General features: G+C 49.1%; 21 protein-coding genes. 12 read left to right on the forward strand and 9 right to left on the reverse strand.

The genetic code is table 11. From position 1 onward, the window contains the following. Window positions 1–9 precede the first annotated feature (9 nt). From G604_RS0103065 to G604_RS0103090, 6 genes are all read left to right on the forward strand, one after another. On the forward strand, window positions 10–666 hold the full coding sequence (locus G604_RS0103065) for a hypothetical protein (protein ID WP_155941842.1): 657 nt from the start codon (window positions 10–12) through the stop codon (window positions 664–666). 255 nt (window positions 667–921) lie between these two features. After that, the gene (locus G604_RS0103070) at window positions 922–1,347 is read left to right on the forward strand and encodes a nucleotidyltransferase substrate binding protein (protein ID WP_028909271.1); all 426 of its coding nucleotides are present in this window, start codon (window positions 922–924) and stop codon (window positions 1,345–1,347) included. Then, complete coding sequence (locus G604_RS0103075; protein WP_036904510.1) at window positions 1,347–1,652, forward strand: nucleotidyltransferase family protein; 306 nt, start codon at window positions 1,347–1,349, stop codon at window positions 1,650–1,652. Before G604_RS0103070 ends, G604_RS0103075 begins: the two co-directional genes overlap by 1 nt. 1 nt (window position 1,653) lies before the next feature. Next, window positions 1,654–2,262: an HAD-IB family hydrolase gene (locus tag G604_RS0103080; RefSeq protein ID WP_028909273.1), complete on the forward strand. Its 609-nt coding sequence runs from the start codon at window positions 1,654–1,656 to the stop codon at window positions 2,260–2,262. Window positions 2,263–2,295: 33 nt separating this feature from the next. Next, the gene (locus tag G604_RS0103085; protein ID WP_081657626.1) at window positions 2,296–4,173 is read left to right on the forward strand and encodes a DUF6080 domain-containing protein; all 1,878 of its coding nucleotides are present in this window, start codon (window positions 2,296–2,298) and stop codon (window positions 4,171–4,173) included. 67 nt (window positions 4,174–4,240) lie between these two features. Then, window positions 4,241–5,080: a phosphorylcholine transferase LicD gene (locus G604_RS0103090; RefSeq protein ID WP_028909275.1), complete on the forward strand. Its 840-nt coding sequence runs from the start codon at window positions 4,241–4,243 to the stop codon at window positions 5,078–5,080. A 64-nt stretch (window positions 5,081–5,144) separates the two neighbouring features. Here G604_RS0103090 and G604_RS0103095 read toward each other — a convergent pair whose 3' ends face one another. The 6 genes from G604_RS0103095 to G604_RS0103120 form a co-directional block, all read right to left on the reverse strand. Continuing rightward, complete coding sequence (locus G604_RS0103095; protein WP_081657639.1) at window positions 5,145–6,179, reverse strand: NAD-dependent epimerase/dehydratase family protein; 1,035 nt, start codon at window positions 6,177–6,179, stop codon at window positions 5,145–5,147. 107 nt (window positions 6,180–6,286) lie between these two features. Beyond that, the gene (locus G604_RS0103100) at window positions 6,287–7,006 is read right to left on the reverse strand and encodes a 2-C-methyl-D-erythritol 4-phosphate cytidylyltransferase (protein ID WP_028909277.1); all 720 of its coding nucleotides are present in this window, start codon (window positions 7,004–7,006) and stop codon (window positions 6,287–6,289) included. Beyond that, on the reverse strand, window positions 7,006–7,965 hold the full coding sequence (locus G604_RS0103105; protein ID WP_028909278.1) for a glycosyltransferase: 960 nt from the start codon (window positions 7,963–7,965) through the stop codon (window positions 7,006–7,008). The genes G604_RS0103100 and G604_RS0103105 overlap by 1 nt, the downstream gene beginning before the upstream one ends. A gap of 34 nt (window positions 7,966–7,999) precedes the next feature. Next, on the reverse strand, window positions 8,000–8,200 hold the full coding sequence (locus tag G604_RS15620; RefSeq protein WP_028909279.1) for a DUF3791 domain-containing protein: 201 nt from the start codon (window positions 8,198–8,200) through the stop codon (window positions 8,000–8,002). Beyond that, entirely contained in the window at window positions 8,201–8,692 is a 492-nt protein-coding gene (locus tag G604_RS0103115) for a DUF3990 domain-containing protein (RefSeq protein ID WP_028909280.1), read from the reverse strand. Further along, window positions 8,689–8,919 (reverse strand): DUF3791 domain-containing protein, encoded by a 231-nt coding sequence (locus tag G604_RS0103120; protein WP_028909281.1) that lies wholly within the window; start codon window positions 8,917–8,919, stop codon window positions 8,689–8,691. Before G604_RS0103120 ends, G604_RS0103115 begins: the two co-directional genes overlap by 4 nt. A gap of 189 nt (window positions 8,920–9,108) precedes the next feature. Here G604_RS0103120 and G604_RS0103125 point away from each other — a divergent pair, with 189 nt between their 5' ends. Next, complete coding sequence (locus tag G604_RS0103125; RefSeq protein WP_028909282.1) at window positions 9,109–10,473, forward strand: DUF6080 domain-containing protein; 1,365 nt, start codon at window positions 9,109–9,111, stop codon at window positions 10,471–10,473. 75 nt (window positions 10,474–10,548) lie between these two features. Here the strand turns inward: G604_RS0103125 and G604_RS0103130 are convergent, their stop codons facing one another. Beyond that, the gene (locus G604_RS0103130) at window positions 10,549–11,580 is read right to left on the reverse strand and encodes a hypothetical protein (RefSeq protein ID WP_028909283.1); all 1,032 of its coding nucleotides are present in this window, start codon (window positions 11,578–11,580) and stop codon (window positions 10,549–10,551) included. 72 nt (window positions 11,581–11,652) lie between these two features. Here G604_RS0103130 and G604_RS13365 point away from each other — a divergent pair, with 72 nt between their 5' ends. Both G604_RS13365 and G604_RS0103140 read left to right on the forward strand, forming a co-directional pair. Further along, a complete protein-coding gene (locus G604_RS13365; RefSeq protein WP_081657627.1) occupies window positions 11,653–12,405 on the forward strand; it encodes a hypothetical protein in 753 nt (250 codons plus the stop codon). Between the two features lie 138 nt (window positions 12,406–12,543). Continuing rightward, on the forward strand, window positions 12,544–14,010 hold the full coding sequence (locus G604_RS0103140) for a lipopolysaccharide biosynthesis protein (protein WP_028909284.1): 1,467 nt from the start codon (window positions 12,544–12,546) through the stop codon (window positions 14,008–14,010). On the opposite strand, the gene G604_RS13370 is transcribed toward G604_RS0103140, so the two are convergent. Beyond that, on the reverse strand, window positions 13,993–14,994 hold the full coding sequence (locus G604_RS13370) for a glycosyltransferase (protein WP_051220185.1): 1,002 nt from the start codon (window positions 14,992–14,994) through the stop codon (window positions 13,993–13,995). The two genes, G604_RS0103140 and G604_RS13370, sit on opposite strands and share 18 nt — an antisense overlap. Next, on the reverse strand, window positions 14,987–16,141 hold the full coding sequence (glf, locus tag G604_RS0103150) for a UDP-galactopyranose mutase (protein ID WP_028909285.1): 1,155 nt from the start codon (window positions 16,139–16,141) through the stop codon (window positions 14,987–14,989). The genes G604_RS13370 and glf overlap by 8 nt, the downstream gene beginning before the upstream one ends. 362 nt (window positions 16,142–16,503) lie before the next feature. Here glf and rplM point away from each other — a divergent pair, with 362 nt between their 5' ends. The 3 genes from rplM to rpsB all read left to right on the forward strand — a co-directional run bounded on the left by rplM (window position 16,504) and on the right by rpsB (window position 18,334). Further along, entirely contained in the window at window positions 16,504–16,965 is a 462-nt protein-coding gene (rplM, locus tag G604_RS0103155; protein WP_028909286.1) for a 50S ribosomal protein L13, read from the forward strand. A 9-nt stretch (window positions 16,966–16,974) separates the two neighbouring features. Next, the gene (gene rpsI / locus G604_RS0103160; RefSeq protein ID WP_028909287.1) at window positions 16,975–17,361 is read left to right on the forward strand and encodes a 30S ribosomal protein S9; all 387 of its coding nucleotides are present in this window, start codon (window positions 16,975–16,977) and stop codon (window positions 17,359–17,361) included. Between the two features lie 160 nt (window positions 17,362–17,521). After that, window positions 17,522–18,334 carry a 30S ribosomal protein S2 gene (gene rpsB / locus G604_RS0103165; protein ID WP_028909288.1) on the forward strand — a complete coding sequence of 271 codons (813 nt, stop codon included), beginning with the start codon at window positions 17,522–17,524 and terminating at the stop codon, window positions 18,332–18,334. Window positions 18,335–18,423: the final 89 nt, after the last annotated feature.

Genomic DNA, 18,423 nt, shown 5'->3' on the forward strand with positions numbered 1-18,423 from the left:
TAGGAACAAATGAAAAAGATATTTACATTATTGATGCTCGGCTGTCTGTTCATGACGCCGGCATTCGCACAGGATGATGAGGATCTTGACGAGACCTTCGAGTTTGTTGATGCCAATGGCAAGGTCGTGCCTAACGGCAGTGAGCTGACGTGCAGTACGCTGAACGACCTCGGTCAGATTTCCACCGGCCTAAGTGTCAGAAATACCAACAACAGTAAAGAAGCCGTCCAGGTTGCCGTGAATATTTCCAAGATCGCCAACGGTCAGATCAGCGTCTGCTTCCCTACAACCTGTCAGAATTTCAGTACTATCGGTACCGCGACGGCAGCAGCAGGCACCATGGCTGCAGAAGAAACCAAGGACTTTGCTACGGAATGGGTTCCGACGAAGGACAGCTACGGTGAAACAGACGCTACGTTTCAACTCATTCATAAAGACTTCTCTACTACTAAGGGCTTCATCTCCTATGGTGAGACGCTCGGCTATGGTCCGAAGATCACCGTACATTTCGTCTACGCTGATCCCACTGCGATCAAGAGCGTTGATGCTGCCAAGCAGAAGTCAGTTGCCGCACGTTATAACCTCCTTGGCCAGCGTGTCAGCAATGCCAACGGCCTGACAATCGTCAAACTCGCCAATGGCAAGACCGTGAAAGTGATGAAATAACATCTCTCCCTCTGTTAGGGCGGAACATGATGAATCATGTCCCTACTTCTTCCCGGTTAGGGCGGCCACAAGTACCGCCCCTACGGAGAAAAATATCTATGTTGTTTACGCCTCGTAAATAGCATAGATATTTTTTTATCTACGTTATTTACGAGTCGTAAATAACATCCCCATTTTCACGCCATGCAAACACTTGTCGCCCTTTTATTTGCAGACTTCAAAAATTATCCGTAATTTTGCCGAAAAGAAATGGATATGGAACATCAATCAACAGCAATACGTTGGAAACAACGGCTAGAAACATATCGCAAAGCCCTTAACCGGCTTCAGGAGGTCATTGAGTTGGAGAATACCCGTCCTTTGTCTGCATTGGAAAAAGACGGGATGATCCAGCGCTTTGAGTATACTCAGGAACTGGCGTGGAAAGTGTTGAAAAACTATATAGAATTTCAAGGCGGTGAACATCTCATGGGCTCCCGTGACACCATTCGGCAGGCTTTTGCCATGGGATTGATTATTAATCCGGATCCGTGGTTTGACATGCTGGAAAGTAGAAATGAAACCGCCCATGTCTATGATGAAGAGACGGAGATAGATGTAATCGATAAAATTACAAAAACCTATTACCCTATTCTCTGTGACTTACAAAATAAATTAAGCGAATTAGCAATCAAAGAATAATGATGAAATATGGCCTTGAAGATCGTTATCTTTCGGAACTCAGAGAAATATTAGCATCCATCCCTGAAATAGAAGAGGCAATCCTATTTGGATCTCGAGCTCGAGGAGATTATAGACGTAATTCAGATATTGATTTATCTTTAACAGGTGAACAATTAGAACAACATCATATTGTTGAATTAAGGAATAAATTATATGAATCCAGAATTCCTTACTTCTTCGATATCAATATATTTCGGGGTCTCAAGAGTAAGACTTTTATTGAAAATATTCTTCATGACGGGGTCATAATTTACAAGAAATAATATGCCAAAGGAAAAGATTTATTGTTTCGATTTCGACGGAACGATCACGAATAAGGATACACTCCTGGAGTTCATCCGCTACGCACGGGGCAATGCGAAATTCTTCTGGGGATTTCTGCTCTTCTCTCCCCTCCTCGTGTTGATGAAGCTCCACCTCTATCCCAACTACCGGGCGAAGCAACAGCTCTTCAGCTGGTATTTCAAGGGTATGACCGAAGACGAGTTCAACGAGCTCTGCCGCCATTTCGCCCGCGATAACCAAGACTTGCTGCGCCAGCCCGCCATCAGTCGGTTGAAACAGATCGACAACGCCGGCGACCGTATTCTCGTCGTCTCGGCAAGTATCGACAACTGGGTACGGCCGTTCTTCGACGATCTCGAGCTCCAGCACGTCACCGTCGTCGGCACGCAGATTGAGATCAGCGACGGCAGGGTGACGGGCCGCTTCCTCACGCATAACTGCTACGGGCCGGAGAAAGTATACCGCATCGCCGCCCTCCTCGACAAAGGCCGAAACCTCTATGACATCACGGCTTTCGGCGACAGCCGCGGCGACAAGGAACTGCTCGCTTATGCTGACCACAGCTTCTATAAACCCTTCAGAAGATAAAACCGTTATCCCTATACAGTCCATAAGACGACAATGAATTTCAATACGAATAAGAAAGGCCAATGGGGCGAGATCCTGCGCTTCGGCATCGTCGGTGTCTCTGCCGTGACAATACAGTATCTTGTCTATCTCCTGCTTGTACATCTCGCCGGATGGGGTGCGAGTCTGAGCAATACCGTGGCCTATATCGTCTCTTTCTGCTTCAACTTCATCGCCTCCACACGCTATACGTTCCGCGTGAAGGCCAGTACAGGCCGTGGCATCGGCTTCGCCCTCTGCCATCTCTTCAACTATCTCCTGCAGCTGCTCATCCTCAACGTCGCCATCTCGCTCGGCATGGGCAAGAGTTGGGCACCGATACCGATGTTCCTTATCTCCGTACCGACGAACTTCATCCTCGTGCGTTACACGTTGAAGCAGGCCCATCTGCAGAATCCCTTCTTCATCTTCCGCGTAAAGAAAGAGGAGCGGTGGCTGGCTCTCTGCGCCATGGTCTACACGCTCTTCTTCAACACCCTCGTCGTCTTGAAATACTGGGACCGACTGCATCTGTTGGCCAAGCATTATTTCAAGCTCTTCGTCGATACCTTCCATATCTCCGGCTTCGACCCGCTCAGCGACGTTGTGATCTCAGAATGGGGCACTACCTATAATATATACAGACATCCGCTGTTGGCTTACTTCATGTGGATCCCGTGCCAGCTCAACCAGGGGCTGATGTGGCTGACGCATAAGAACTGCGCGACGATTATCATGGCCGCCATCCTCGTGTTCTGCACCTTTTATAGCATTATCTTTCTCTACCGCATACTCCGTGAGGTACTGCGTTTAAAACAAGCAGACAGTCTGTTGCTGACGGCCCTGTTCATGAGTTTCAGCTTCGTGATGGTGGCGACGAGCGTTCCTGACCATTTCTGTCTGTCGATGTTCATGCTGATCCTTACGCTCTATGTGTCGGGAAAGAAGTTGCAAGCGAAACATCCATTCACGAAATGGCAGACCATCCTCTTTTTCTTGGTCACCGCGGGCATCAGTCTCAGCAATGGCATTAAGATCTTCCTGGCCAACCTCTTCGTCAACGGCAAGCGCTTCTGGCGCCCCGCCAATCTTATCCTCGCCATTATCCTCCCCGCCGGAGTCCTCTGGGGCTTAGCCAACTGGGAATGGGATTATTATGAGCAGCCGCATCAGATCAGGCGCATCAAGAACCGGAAGAAAGCCGCGATGAAGGAGCGTACGGCACTCTTCGCCCAAGTGCGCGACACGATGAAGATTAACGGTGCCCCCGTTGCCCCGGTATTCACTGTCTCCACAGACAGTGCCGTCCGCCATGCCGACTCGCTGAAGATTATGGTCCGCGTAGACACGCTCCTGGCACAGAAGAGGCGGGCGCAGAAGATCAAGGACAGCAAGAAGGCTGTTGTCGCCCACGCCGGAAAGCCGATGGGAAAGGGAGAGTTTGAACAATGGACGGATATCTCCACACCACGATTTTGGAGTTTTGTAGAGAATATCTTCGGTGAACCCGTACAGCTCCACCAGGATCATCTGTTGGAGGATGTCCTCGTGAAACGGCCCGTCATCGTTCATTACCGTTGGGCGTGGAGCTATGTTGTGGAAGGGATGATCTTTCTCCTCTTCCTCTGTGGCATCTGGCAGGGCCGCCGCAGCCATTTCCTTTGGCTGACGCTGAGTTTCTTCGGCTTCGACCTCGTCATCCATGTCGTTCTCGGCTTCGGCCTCAACGAAGTATATATCATGAGCGCTCACTGGCTGATGGCCTATCCCATCGCCATCGGATATCTGTTGCTCCATCGTCCGCAGCGCTGGCTCCGCTACGTCCTTGCCGCCCTGGCCCTATACCTTATTATATATAATGGGTGGCTGTATGTCAGCTATCTGATTGGGTGATAAAAAAACGATACGTGAAAGATGATATTCCATAGATTTGTTATAATTTTGCGGGAAAACAAACGATATGAAAGAAAATAGAGTATACAATACGGGTGAAACCGATGAGGATCTCCGTAAGAAATATAACCCCGACGGATCGGCACTGCGCCGCGCTCAACTGCGGCTCCTCGACATGGCCGTCTATCTCCAGGATACTGCCCGGAAAATCGATGTTCCCTGCCGCCTCGATGGTGGAAACATTCTCGGCGCGCTGCGTCACGGCGGTTTCATTCCTTGGGATGATGACATCGACTTCGTCGTGGAACGTAAGGACTTCAAACGCCTCTGCCGTTATCTGAAAGACCATCCCCATCCGCAGTATGTCCTTCAGGATAATGAGACGGATAAGGGATTCTATAAGGAGTGGGCTGTGCTGAGAGACTTAAAAAGCCGTGAGGTAAGCCATGACGATGTCGACAGCAAGGACCGCCGCAGCGCCGAGGCCCTTACTTTCCAAGGTCTTCACGTTGATATCTTTCCTTATGAAGGTTATATGATACCCTGGTTACAGCGACTGGCCGCGAAACTATCGGTGAATGTCAACCTCCGTTTCGCCGGTGTTCATCCGCGTCTCGCTCAGGCAGGCTATAACATTCTTCACTATTTTGTCTTCCCCGTTTTCCGTGCTTTCGGCCGCCTCTTCGGCAATAAGCGTTGCTGTATGCACAGTTACGGCGCCTGGTTCTACGAGCATTTCGACAGGGATGTTCTCGTTCCCCACAAAGATATCGTCTTCGAAGGAGAGACTTTCGAAGGTCCCGCTGATCCCGTGAAACTCTGTACCATTATCTATGGCAACTACATGGATCTGCCACCCGTTGACAAACGTGACCGACATAAAATGGAAACGGTTGTGGAAGACTAACCTATAAAAGTCCTATTGTAGGTGGCCGCCATGTTGCGGCCACGCACAATAGGTTAATGACCATTTAGCCTTTCAACGCGTGGGCAGCCTCATTGATCGTTGCGCTCATCTTTTCCTCCATCGTTCCCGTAATCTGCCAGCCGAGACTACGAAGGCGGGAAGTGTCGAAGACAGCCTTTGTAATCGGCGTACCCCCCGTGGCGGCAGCATCCTTCGGCAATTCTATGCGAACCTTTCTGCCACCGATGGCTGCTATCATCTCCGCCAAATCACGGATAGAACGGTTGGAAGACTCATCGGCAATGTTATAGGCCTTGCCATTCTCCCCTTTCAGAAGAATAAAGAGTAAGGCCAAGGCACAGTCGACCACATAGCACCACGAGCGGAACTTCTTGCCGTCGCTCTTCATCACGATGTCCTCACCACGCAGGACATTGCGGATAAACTCAGCATAGACGCGGTTGTCACTCTCCGTAAAATAAGGACCATAAACATGTGAGGGACGGGCCACACTGACATCCAAGCCATACTCTTGTCCATAGGCCACACAGAGCGTTTCGGCTGCCCGCTTCGATGACGGATAACAGGACCGGACACTCATCGGATCGACATAACCGCTATAGTCTTCCGTAAACGGACGTCCGTCGCCCTCACCATAAACCTCACCCGAAGAGACATAAACGAATTTCTCCAAATGTCGCTTCCGTCCCTCATCCAGCAGTCGGTCGACACCAAGAATATTAGCGCGGATGATGCCCACGGGATCAGAGGTATACAGCTGAGGAGAAGCACCACTTGCGGCATCAATGATGAAATGGAAATCGGCAGGCCACTCCCATGGCTGCGTGACATCATGCCGGAGAAAATGAAAACGGGGATTCGTCCACCATGCAGCGAAGCGCTGCTGAGCCCGCTGTTCATTGCGGCCGCAGGCATAGACATCGAAATCCAAGGACACGCAGTTCATCAGCACATCGACGACAGTGCTGCCGATAAGTCCCGTTGCTCCCAATACCAAAATATTTTTTCCGCTCAGACGTTCCCACGGCAGGGAGACCTCCGCCGCCTTTTCTATCGTTTGCTGATAACTTTCCATCATCATTATTTATTTTCCCATCGTAAGGGCGGCCCTTGTGGCCGTCCTAACAATTCTTTGGTCCTTTTGTAGGTGGCCGCCATGTTGCGGCCACGCAAGGAAAATGGCACTTATTTAATCCACGACTCTTTCTCCGTATGGATCAAAGCCTTGAAGAGCTCTATATCTTCCGTCTGCGTCAGTTTCAGACCGTTCTTCTCAGAGCCCATCACGAGATGCTGGTCCTCGATGCCGAGGGCGGACATCAGCGTACAAGAAGCTACCGTATTCTCAATATGCTTCTCCTCTGCCTCTTGATGCGCCTTCAGCAAATCGCCCAAATGATAAGTGTGGGGCGTCTGTGTACGGATCAGGCGCTCACGGGGAATGGAGATATTTCTCACACAGTCATCGACCTTTTCCATAATGGCTTCCTTACAGACCAAGCCTGTGACGGCATAACCGTATTTCTGACATTTCTCGATATTCTCCGTAATAATCCGCTCGCCTACCAACGGGCGAACGCCATCTTGTACAAGAACAATATCATCGTCAGCACAGCCAGCCTCGCGTAAGCCTTCCAGACCATTACGGATAGAATGCTGATTACTGTCGCCGCCTTCAAAGATCCATTTCAGTTTGGTGATATTAAACTGATTGGCATAGGCCTGCAACGCCACTTCCCATCCTTTCAGACAGACCACACAGATAGCGTCCACCAATGGATGCCGCTGAAACGCCTGCATCGTATAGATGATGACGGGGATATTGTCAATGGTCATAAACTGTTTGGGGATATCCTGCCCCATTCTGTTGCCGACACCGCCGGCAGTAAGCAATGCTATATTCATTAGCCTTTATAAAATTTTTTATTGTTATACGCGAAGATCAGCGGATAAAAGAAGCTGCGGACAGCCCCCATGAATCCCTTGGCGCCGTCATTCCAATAGATTGTGGAACGATGACGGCAGCAAAGACTGCCCAAACGAAGCAAAGCGATAATACCGGGCTTCAACATCAGACTGCTCATCTTGTGGGCCAACGGCTGGAAGTCCTGTGAAGCATGATCCCGAATCTGTATATACAAATATCGATATTCCGGTCTCCGTTGCATACGCCGGTATTCGTGCAGCCCATGCAGATAAGGAACATAAGCTGCTACATGCTGATCCTTCTTCAACTCTTGCGCAATGGCCGATGAAGGATTATAACGATGAAGATTCAGCGCTTCTTCAAGACGAATGATGCCATGTCCCAGTTGGGCATAGATGGCAAGACTCCAGTCATAATGCATGAAGGGAATGCGCCGCGCCATAGCCCAATGGTCGTGTGTTCGGGCGAAATCACCGCGCAGCAGCATCGTATGTCCCGCAAAACCGGCGAAGAGAAGAGCCTCCAGCTGATACTGCTGACGGACAAAGACGGAATGTTCACGGTCGGGGCCACGGTCATAACAGGAAAAGCAGATATCATGCTCACCGATAGCGGCCACTTGTTTACTGATTTTCTCCGGATACCAGATATCATCCTGATCGGAGAGAGCCACAAAGTCGCCCGTCGTCCGCATCGTCGCCGATTCAAAATTCTCATCAAGTCCTTTATTCTGCTCATTTACATAAACCTGAATAAAAGGATAACGAGTAGCATATTCCTTACAAATATCCACAGTATGGTCAGTAGAACCATCATCCTGAATGATCAGTTCCTTCAACGGGTAAGTCTGGGCGATAATCGAGTCTAACTGTTCCCGGATATATCGCTCCCCGTTATACGTACACATCACTATCGATACACTTTTCGTGGCTTCCATCACTGTATTCTTTTTGGCAAAGTTACGAGATTGACTACGCTTGCATCTCTCGACAGAAATCTTCAAAAATATATTGATCACTCAATAGTTGAAGTCCACTGTCGGGGTTATTTAATAATTCGAAGGTCCTTGAACGATAGAACAAGTCCATCGCCTTTTCCGCTGAGATATCCAGCCGGTCCCGAATCATTTCTATTATTCTGGCTGTTTTACGCCATAATACTTGATCTCGCATTTATATTAACTGTTTGGATTCAATAAAAATAAGATTACGGTCTACAACCTCTTGGTTCAATATACACATCTGATGAGTAGGTCTTGCAAATCGCAATAATCCCAAGGCTTGCTCTACCGTAATACGGCCAGCATAGAAATCTTCAACCGTATCAATCACTTGGTCATTGGCAACACCGCCTTCTACAATATCATAGTCCTTCCATGGCTCTTCACCTCTTCTGCTCGCCACAATAAACTCCAACCACTCTTGATTATAATTTGGCAAAGATAGAACCCTAGCTTGGCCTTGATGTAGAATACGCTCATCAAACTGATAAACATTAAGAGTCGGTGTATGTAGGTTACGAATCACACACACTCGTTTCGCCCATTTCTCTGCCTGCTCTTTCAAAGAAGTAACATAAAAGCCTGGACCGAAATCTAATGCTCTCCGCCCTACACGAACCAACGGTTCTCTCACTTCCGTATATGAACCATGATATAGTTTCATTGTTCTCTTGCTTTTAAAGCCTCTTCAACACTCCATGCCACACCATCAATACTCTCTGTATGAAGAGTATCATAGCAGTCAAAAAGGAGTTGCTTGATCAGGTCGTATTTTTTTAACCGCAAATAGATATCCCTTGGACTGGTCTTCAACCGACGGGCAGCCGCCCCAATGGCAAGTACAGCGAAATGAATCTCCCGATCTTGCATCATCTGGTTATTTGCATTCATAGACTTATTCTTTTCCGGCAAAGTTACGAGAAAAAACGGAAAGGTGCAAACTTTCGGCAAGGAATAGGAAAAAAATTCGTAATTTTGCAACCCATAAGAAATATGTTCATGATACGAAGACGGTAAGACGTTATATATAATAAGGTGTAACATTCTATATTAATTAAGGTAAAACATTTCATTTCTACAATGCGAAATCCATTTCATATATTTGCCATCCGCAAAGACGAGCGGTGGCTCACGATTATAGCGACCCTTATCCTTATAGCTTTGAATGGTCTGCTGATTTACAATCACAGTCCGAAGTTTCTTGAGGCCAAATGGGGCCGCATCGGCGGCTGGAGTCTGTTCAACAACCAACTGCATCTCTCCGGCTACGATCCTTACGCGTACATGACCCTGACGAAGTTCAATGTCTACTACAGCATTGACCGCCATCCCGTACTGACGCTGTTGCTCTATCCCTTTTCCGTGCTCAACCATTGGATCATGACGACATGGAATGTCAATGCCGCCATGTACATCATGGCTGCTCTCGTCATCATCGCCGGACTCTACGCCGCCATTTTCATGTACCGCACGCTCCATGAGCTGATGAATGTGCAACGAAGCGGCAGCATCTGGCTGACCGCCCTGCTCTTCTCCTTTGCCTCCATCATGACGACGACCATGTCGCCCGACCATTTTGTTTTCTCTTTCTCCATCCTCGTCTTCACACTCTATGTCTTCGGAAGATATATCCGAAAAGGGAAACCAATCGCCTGGTATAAAGGAGCTATCCTCTATTATTTCACGACGGGCATCACACTGACCAACGGCGCCAAGACGCTCCTCGGTGCCCTCTTCGTTGACAAGAAGAAGGCTTTCTCCTGGAAAAATATACTCTTGGGATTTCTTCTACCGACAGTATTGCTCGTCGGCACCTATGTGATACAAAACGAGACGCTCATCGCACAACGGGACAATAATGCAGCCGTGATGAGAGCGAAGATGGCTGCCAAGGATCCCGTGAAATTCCGCCAGGACTCTATCCGCGACGCACAGAATGCCATCGCCATGACAAAGATCAACGGGCACAGTGTCAGCGACAAGCCGTTTCTGCGCTGGATCAATGCCGACGCGTCACGATGGAACGGCATTGTGGAAGGCCTTTTCGGTGAATCCATACAGCTCCATCAGGATTATCTCCTGGGTGACGTGTTTCTTGGACGACCCATTGACGTGACTTATTCCTCATGGATCAACTATGTAGTGGAAACCATCGTCTTTCTGCTTTTCATGGCTGGTATCTGTTGCGGTTACAAAGACCGTATCCTTCAGATGCTCCTTTCCTGGTTTGCCATAGATCTGCTGATTCATGTCGTCCTCGGCTTTGGCCTCAATGAGGTAGCCATCAACGGCGGCCATTGGATGTTCATCATCCCCGTAGCCCTCGCTTGTCTGCTCCGAAAGCTTCCGACCCGTTATGTCTCCGGCTTCAGTTTCGCCATCAAGCTCCTGACGGTGTATCTCTGGGGATATAATGGTTATCTTATTGCGTGGTATATGGTATAACGTAGGGACATGATTTATCATGCTCCGAAGGGCGGAACATGATAAATCATGTCCCTACGATAGTGCCACCATTCTCTATTTTCCATTCTCCATTATACATTTCTTCAGCCTTCCTCCCCGACGGAGGATCTCGCCCTGGGCACGGCAGCGGTCAAGCATTCTGCTGTATTCCTCATCGGTGATGGCAGCGATGCGCTCCGGCAATTCCTTCAGACTGGCCACAGCGATGCCAAGGCCTTCACGCGTGATAAACTCTGCCTCAGCACTCTCCTTCCATACAATGACCGGGATACCCATAGCGAGATAGAGCGACAACTTATGAGAGGCGATAAGCCGGAGATACTCGCCGAGGTCGCCCTCGCAGGTATCTATCGACGTGCCGTCCCATACCAGTCCCCAGCCGCCGAGGACCGTTGCGGTATGATTGCTTTGGAAAATGCCGCAATACTGCGTATTACCGCCAGCCTGAAAGCCCTCATCCACCTTTCCATAAAGATGAAACGTGAGATCACCGAAATCATACGCCGACAAAGGGGCGAAGAATGATGACTTCTTGAGATACCCGGCAAAAACAATCTCATTCTTCCGTTTCAGCAAGTCCTCCTTCGGCCGGAAATCATCATCGGTATAATAGTCAAAAAGCTGCGTGAATGCTGTCGGTGTCTTTACGCCATGATCCTTTATCCAGCGACTCATGGCCTCGGTGTGGGCAATGAGTTTATTGGCCAGCCGAAAGACACGGAGGTCAGGTTTAAGATCACGGCCGTTGCGTATGGTCTGAATATCATGAATAAGGATGGTCACCTTGTTTCCCAACAGCCGCTGCAGCCGCAGCACCCAGGGAAAGATTACCTTACTCGACACGGGATACTGCACAATATACTCCGTCCCCAACGGATGGCGGAGGATCATGGCGATATTCTTCAACAGTCCCATCACATTGGAAAGGAACGGCACACGATATTGTTTGCAGAGAATCACCTCCACATCATAGCCGCAATCCTTCAGCGTGCGGTTGACATCATCACGGGCCTTGCCCAAAGCGCTGATCTTCGAATAGGCCTTAAACTGGATCGTCTGGTTGACAACAACTTTTTTTGCTTTCATGATGCAAAAATACAACTATATTTTGTTCCTTCAAAGAAAATATCGTACTTTTGCAAAGATTTCATACGAACAATGAACATTTGGCAAACCATCAATACGACCCTTTTCCATATCAACCGGAAAAAGGATCTCAGCTCCTGGGAGCACGCTTACACGGGCCATCAGCCCATCTACGGCGTCTACCATATCTTCTGTGCCGAGGGATGGGAGCAACTCGTGCCCCTGCAGTTGGACCGGCTGCGCAGAAGCGGCCTCGCCGCGCAGACGAAGACCTTATTGGTCAGCATCATCTATCGTCAGGAAGAAGACCTCGTGAAGCTCCGTGAGATGCTTGAGGGTATCCGTTATGAAATTGCCGCCAGCACCACCGAAGCCCATCAGTTCGAATATCCCGCTTTGGATATCGTCTATCGAAAGGCACAGGAGGAAGACTGTCTCATCTATTATTTCCATACGAAAGGCGTATCCTACCATGGTCCCCAACAGACCGACCGCCACTGGCTCTATTTCAAGAAGAAGGTGGAGGCCTGGCGTGAAGTGATGGAATATTACAACATCGACAAATGGCAAGTTGCCGCTAATGTCCTCAGCGACGGCTACGACACCTACGGTTGCCTGCGCTATCCACCCCGTCCTGCCACCTACACCATGTATGCTGGAAATTTCTGGTGGGCCCGTGCCTCTTATCTCCGCACCCTACAGCCCCTCTGCGAAGAAAAGCGAAAAGACCGCATGCTAGCAGAGACTTGGATCTTCACCGGCAAGCATCGCGACTATAGCCCCTTTGATACCCTCGCCTTACTCTATCGCACATCTCCCATCTGAACTATACAAAGAAGGACAAAAGGCAACGCTAAAGGAGCGCTTACTTTTCGTTTGGGATTTCAACTACTCAAAATTACACAAGAAATTATTCCATTACAATTTCATCAAACGTAATAACGCTATTTATCAAAAGATTGGATGAGCACACTGAAAGAAAAGACTGCATCAGGACTCTTCTGGGCAGCCATGAATAATGGCAGCATGCAGATACTGAATGCCGTCATCGGCATCTTCTTAGCACGCCTGCTTGACCCCGCCGACTACGGATTGGTAGGCATGATCACGATCTTCACCGCTATTGCCGGTTGTTTGCAGGACAGCGGGTTTACAACAGCCCTTATCAACCTCAAAGAGCCTGAGCACAAAGACTACAACTCCGTCTTCTGGTTCTCTCTGCTCATGGGCTGTAGCCTTTATCTCCTTCTATTTTTTTGTGCGCCATTGATTGCAGAGTTCTACCATCAAGAGAAGCTGACTTTACTATGTCGTATTGCCTTTCTTTCTCTGCCTCTTTCAGCCTTTGGTATCGTTCCTCAGGCATATCTTTCGAAACGCCTCATCATCAAGCCCGTCACCATACAACGGATCGTCGTCCTCACTATCAGTGGTATAACAGGCATAACTTTGGCTCTCAAAGGCATGGGCTATTGGGCACTCATAGTTCAGCAACTTGTCTACACCGGTCTGCAAAGCTTTGGCAAATATTTTCTTATGCCCTTCCGACCTACCCTGGACATCGACTTTACTCCCGTGAAACGGATGTTCGACTTCAGCAGCAAGATTCTGATTACGAATATCATCTCACAAGTCAGCCAAAATATCCTCACCGTCATCTTCGGACGCATCTTCCCCGTCAAGACCGTCGGCAACTTCACCCAAGGATGGAAATGGAACAATATGGCTTCCGGATTCGTCTCGGGAATGTTGGCGCAGGTAGCTCAGCCAGTGTTTGTCTCAATACAAAATGAAGAAGACCGGCAACTGCATATTCTGCGTAAAATGACACGCTTCACTGCCTTTCTCGCCTTTCCGGCTATGTTCGGCCTCGCCATCATTGCCCCAGAGTTTATCGTCCTGCTTATCTCTGATAAATGGATCGACAGCGTCCCTATCTTGCAGATTCTCTGCATTAGCGGAGCATTCATCCCCATCTACCTGCCCATGCAACAGCTCATCGTCAGTCAAGGCCGGTCCGACATCTTCATGTGGGCGAACATCGCACAAATTGCCATTCAGATAGGTGTCATCCTCATCTTCGCACAGCAAGGCATCATCGCCATGGTAACAGCTTACTCGGCCTTTATCGCCCTTTGGACTATCGTCTGGCAGTTCTTCACGAAGAAAATCGTCGATTACCGTTTCCTCGACCTTCTCAAGGATCTTCTGCCATTCTTGTTGTCGGCTCTTGCTGTCTGTGCCATTGCTTATATCGTTGCAAGTCTTCTCCCCGGCATGCTGCTCCGCATGGTTGCGAAGATTGTCATTGCCGTAATACTCTATGCTATCGTCATGCAGATAGCCGGTGCGCAGGTTATGAAAGAATGTTTAGGCTATCTACTGCATAAGAAAGGAAAGAAGTCTACAGAATCAGGTCTTGGGCAATAAATTACGCAAATACCAACAAGAAGTTATGGGGAAAATCAATGCATAAATGATATTAAAAGGATCACGTCCTTTCGTATGGAAAATCTGCTCCCTGTGCTTCAGACAGAATTTCTGTAATCTAAAGAAACCGATGAGTCCAGGCTCTTGTAGTAGCCTGTTTAACTCTAATCCGTCCTGTGCAATCTGCGTATGTGCATTCAAATCACAGATAAGCCTTTCCTTGGTAACATAGGTTGGCCTTCCGCATTTTCTTAACTGACGGTAATGGCATGTACACCAAAGAAAGATTCTTAAGGCATTAGACTTCTTAGGAATCTCATTCTGAGGTATATAGGTTGCCTCCTCCTGAAAGTACCTATGCCATACTAACGGATGAAGTTGGCGGTCATCCTCGACAGAAGGAGTTACCCACACGATGTCATCGGTAACAGCGGCTGTAAAAGACAAAGCATAGTCATACATTCGTTCTTTAAAGATGGGATTACTGAAGGGAAGACTCTCAAACCAATCCCGACGCATCAAAATAGTATGCCCAGGTATTTCAGCATCGCATGTGATACGCAGTAAATTATAGTTAGGCGTACGTGTATCCGATTGAGGCCTCCGGTCGTCGCCATTAAATCTGATACTTAGGCCTGAACACATGGCCTTATCGCCAATGGCATTGATCTGCCGTTCTATCTTGTCAAGACTCCAAACATCATCTTGATCACTAATGGCAATGTAATCGCCGGTTGCCCGATGCATAGCTGAATAAAAATTTTGGTTTATACCGTGTTCTCCCTCATTATGGAAAAGCTTGACCATGGCGTTTCTTGCTGCATATTCCTTGAGAATAGCAACAGTCGAATCCGTCGATCCGTCATCCTGTATGATCATCTCATAGATAGGATAGGTCTGTCGGAGAATGGAGTCGAGTTGCTCGCGAATATATTTTTCGCCATTATAAGTACACATGACGATAGAGACTAACTTTTTATTCATTTCTATTTTGACCACAGTTTAACTCAAACATCTTCATGACCTTCTCAATGACCGGGGCCATGTCGTAATACTTATATTCTGCCAGACGGCCACCGAAGATGACATTCTCCTGGCGGGCGGCCAAAGCACGGTATTTCTCAGCCAGTTCATTGTTCTTCTCGTCATTGACGGGATAGTAGGGTTCCATGCCCGGCTTCCACTCCGTACTGTACTCACGGCTGATGACGGTCTTCGGATTGTCGTAGACGGCCTGACCGAAACTCTCAAAATGCTTATGCTCGATAACACGGGTGTAAGGGACCGTTGCCTCCGTATAGTTGACGACGGCATTGCCCTGATGGTTCGGCTCACCGAGTACTTCGGTCTCAAAACGGACGGTGCGGAAGTTCAAATGTCCGTATTGATAATCGAAGAACTCATCGAGCTGGCCCGTATAAACGATCTTGTCGGCCAAGGCGTCGAAGGCTTTGCGATCAGAGAAATAATCGGTATTCACACGCGTCTCCACGCCGGCCAGCAACGCCTCGATCAGTTTGTTGTATCCGCCGATAGGGATGCCCTGGAAACTGTCATTGAAATAATTGTTGTCGAAGACGAGACGCACGGGGAGGCGCTTGATGATGAAGGCGGGAAGATCCGTACATTTCCGGCCCCACTGCTTCTCGGTATATCCCTTGATGAGTCGCTCGTAAACACTCTTACCGATGAGCAGCTGCGCCTGTTCCTCCAGGTTCCGCGGCTCCTTCACGCCCTCGGCATCCAGACGGGCACGCATCTCGGCACGCTCCTCGTCGAGCTTGGCCTGCGCCTGGGCAGGTGTCGTCACGCCCCACATCTGATAGAAGGTGTTCATGTTGAACGGCAGATTGTAGAGCTTACCCTGATAGTTGGCCACGGGAGAATTGGTGTAACGGTTGAACGGTACGAGCGCGTTGACAAAGTCCCATACCTTTTTATTAGAGGTATGGAAGATGTGGGCGCCATACTGGTGGACATGGATTCCCCCCACATCCTTGCAGTAGACGTTACCGCCGAGCTGCGGCCGCTTGTCGATCACGAGACAGCGCTTGCCCTGTTTGTGGGCGAAATAGGCAAAGGTCGCGCCGAAGAGACCAGAGCCGACAATGAGATAATCGTATTCCTTCATAGAAACCATGGTTCTTTTTTCTTCGACAAAAGTAAGGAAAATTGCTGAAAGTAACAACATTTGCAGGCGCCCTTCATGTTAAATATACGGAATTGAGTTAATAATTCATAAATATAGTATCTTCTCCTCGCGCGATCTTAAATAAAAGTTGTACCTTTGCACACCGATTGTGGGGACGCGTCTTAGAATCCCCGCAGCCCGATGGTGTTAATAGCTCTTTCCATGGCCGGGAAGAGTGGTTAGTGAATCCAGCGGACATCAGAGAGAATGCTGTGGATGGTCTCTTTTAGACTGGAGGCGCCGCGAGGTCTCTGTTATCATGTGTTTAATTCATATTTACATTAAAATTTCAAGTTCAAAAAATGGACACATTAAGCTACAAGACTATTTCCGCCAACAAGGAGACAGTAAAGAAAGAGTGGGTCGTAGTAGACGCCAGCGACCAGATCGTCGGTCGCCTCTGCTCTAAGGTTGCAAAGCTGCTCCGCGGAAAGTACAAGCCGTCTTTCACTCCCAACGTAGATTGTGGAGACAACGTCATCATCATCAACGCCGCCAAGGTCGTCTTCTCCGGTAAGAAAGAGACAGACAAGATCTACACGCGTTATACTGGTTATCCTGGTGGCCAGCGTTTCAATACTCCTGAGGACCTCCGCAAGCGTCCGGGCGGTATCGACAAGATCATCCGTCACGCTGTGAAGGGTATGCTCCCCAAGGGCCGTCTCGGTCGTGCCCTGATGGACAACCTCTATGTATTCGAAGGCGCTGAGCACGACAAGGAGGCTCAGAAGCCCAAGGCTATTGACATCAACCAGTACAAATAAAGAAGAAAGATGGAAATCATTAACGCAATCGGTCGCCGCAAGAGCTCTGTCGCTCGTGTTTACCTCACAGAAGGTACCGGCAAGATCACTATCAATAAGAAAGATATCGAAACATACTTCCCCTCTGCTATCCTCCGTTACATCGTGAAGCAGCCGCTGAACCTCCTCGAGGCTGACGGAAAGTATGATATCAAGGTAAACCTCGACGGTGGCGGTTTCACCGGTCAGAGCCAGGCTCTTCGCCTCGCTATCGCCCGTGCCCTCGTCAAGATCAATGCTGACGACAAGAAGCAGCTCAAGGATGCCGGCTTCCTCACCCGCGACAGCCGTGCTGTTGAGCGTAAGAAACCGGGTCAGCCGAAGGCTCGCCGTCGCTTCCAGTTCAGTAAGCGTTAATCTACTGGACCTCCGTTTAGTATCTAAACCGACAGGATTCCTATGGACTACCTGTCGGCTGATTCTGAACTTCTCCCTTGTAGGGACATGATTCATCATGTTCCGCCAAGGGAACAAAATTAGAATTCAAAAAGAAAGTAAACAATTTAAAAGGAAAACAATGTCAAGAACAAATTTTGACCAGTTACTGCAGGCAGGTTGCCATTTCGGTCACCTCAAGCGCAAGTGGAACCCCGCTATGGCTCCCTACATCTTCATGGAGCGTAACGGTATTCATATCATCGACCTCAACAAGACCGTCGCCAAGATCGACGAGGCTGCAGAGGCTCTCAAGGGCATCGCCAAGAGCGGCAAGAAGATCCTCTTCGTCGCTACGAAGCGTCAGGCTAAAGACATCATCGCCGACAAGGCACAGAGCGTCAACATGCCGTATGTCAACGAGCGTTGGGCCGGTGGTACGCTGACCAACTTCCCGACCATCCGCAAGGCCGTGAAGAAGATGACAAACATCGACAAGCTCATGGCTGACGGTACCTTCTCTAACCTCAGCAAGCGTGAGCTCCTGCAGATCAGCCGCCAGCGCGCTAAGCTGGAGAAGAACCTCGGTTCTATCGCTGACCTGACTCGCCTGCCCGCTGCCCTCTTCGTCGTCGACGTCATGAAGGAGCACATCGCTGTCAAGGAGGCTAACCGCCTCGGTATCCCCGTATTCGCTATGGTTGATACCAACAGCGATCCGAAGAACATCGACTACGTTATCCCCGCCAACGACGATGCTAAGGACTCCATCGAGGTCGTCCTCGACGCTGTCTGTGGCGCTATCGCCGAGGGTCTTGAGGAGCGTAAGGCTGAGAAGGCTGACGAGAAGGCTGCTGCTGAGCAGAAGGAAGAGGCTGCAGACGCTAAGCCCCGTCGTGCCCGCAAGGCAGAGGCTGCTCCCGCTCAGGAAGAGCAGGCTCCCGCAGCAGAGTAATCCGCACACCCTTTGGTAGGTGGCCGCCATGTTGCGGCCACGCGCCCATATTGCCGGCCACCTACTGTCAAACAAAAAGAATATTTAAC

Origin of the sequence: Prevotella sp. AGR2160, from assembly GCF_000424185.1 — a bacterium.
Classification (GTDB): domain Bacteria; phylum Bacteroidota; class Bacteroidia; order Bacteroidales; family Bacteroidaceae; genus Prevotella.

Bases quoted from the DNA above. Each gene is read 5' to 3' on its own strand.
- G604_RS0103070 (WP_028909271.1), top strand. From the start codon at position 922: ATGGAACATCAATCAACAGCAATACGTTGGAAACAACGGCTAGAAACA.
- G604_RS0103140 (WP_028909284.1), top strand. From the start codon at position 12,544: ATGAGCACACTGAAAGAAAAGACTGCATCAGGACTCTTCTGGGCAGCC.
- rpsI (WP_028909287.1), top strand. From the start codon at position 16,975: ATGGAAATCATTAACGCAATCGGTCGCCGCAAGAGCTCTGTCGCTCGT.
- G604_RS0103125 (WP_028909282.1), top strand. From the start codon at position 9,109: ATGCGAAATCCATTTCATATATTTGCCATCCGCAAAGACGAGCGGTGG.
- G604_RS0103095 (WP_081657639.1), bottom strand. From the start codon at position 6,179: ATGATGGAAAGTTATCAGCAAACGATAGAAAAGGCGGCGGAGGTCTCC.
- G604_RS0103090 (WP_028909275.1), top strand. From the start codon at position 4,241: ATGAAAGAAAATAGAGTATACAATACGGGTGAAACCGATGAGGATCTC.
- G604_RS0103120 (WP_028909281.1), bottom strand. From the start codon at position 8,919: ATGAATGCAAATAACCAGATGATGCAAGATCGGGAGATTCATTTCGCT.
- G604_RS0103130 (WP_028909283.1), bottom strand. From the start codon at position 11,580: ATGAAAGCAAAAAAAGTTGTTGTCAACCAGACGATCCAGTTTAAGGCC.
- G604_RS0103065 (WP_155941842.1), top strand. From the start codon at position 10: ATGAAAAAGATATTTACATTATTGATGCTCGGCTGTCTGTTCATGACG.
- rpsB (WP_028909288.1), top strand. From the start codon at position 17,522: ATGTCAAGAACAAATTTTGACCAGTTACTGCAGGCAGGTTGCCATTTC.
- G604_RS13370 (WP_051220185.1), bottom strand. From the start codon at position 14,994: ATGAATAAAAAGTTAGTCTCTATCGTCATGTGTACTTATAATGGCGAA.
- glf (WP_028909285.1), bottom strand. From the start codon at position 16,141: ATGAAGGAATACGATTATCTCATTGTCGGCTCTGGTCTCTTCGGCGCG.
- G604_RS0103075 (WP_036904510.1), top strand. From the start codon at position 1,347: ATGATGAAATATGGCCTTGAAGATCGTTATCTTTCGGAACTCAGAGAA.
- G604_RS0103080 (WP_028909273.1), top strand. From the start codon at position 1,654: ATGCCAAAGGAAAAGATTTATTGTTTCGATTTCGACGGAACGATCACG.
- G604_RS0103085 (WP_081657626.1), top strand. From the start codon at position 2,296: ATGAATTTCAATACGAATAAGAAAGGCCAATGGGGCGAGATCCTGCGC.
- G604_RS0103115 (WP_028909280.1), bottom strand. From the start codon at position 8,692: ATGAAACTATATCATGGTTCATATACGGAAGTGAGAGAACCGTTGGTT.
- G604_RS13365 (WP_081657627.1), top strand. From the start codon at position 11,653: ATGAACATTTGGCAAACCATCAATACGACCCTTTTCCATATCAACCGG.
- rplM (WP_028909286.1), top strand. From the start codon at position 16,504: ATGGACACATTAAGCTACAAGACTATTTCCGCCAACAAGGAGACAGTA.
- G604_RS0103100 (WP_028909277.1), bottom strand. From the start codon at position 7,006: ATGAATATAGCATTGCTTACTGCCGGCGGTGTCGGCAACAGAATGGGG.
- G604_RS0103105 (WP_028909278.1), bottom strand. From the start codon at position 7,965: ATGGAAGCCACGAAAAGTGTATCGATAGTGATGTGTACGTATAACGGG.
- G604_RS15620 (WP_028909279.1), bottom strand. From the start codon at position 8,200: ATGCGAGATCAAGTATTATGGCGTAAAACAGCCAGAATAATAGAAATG.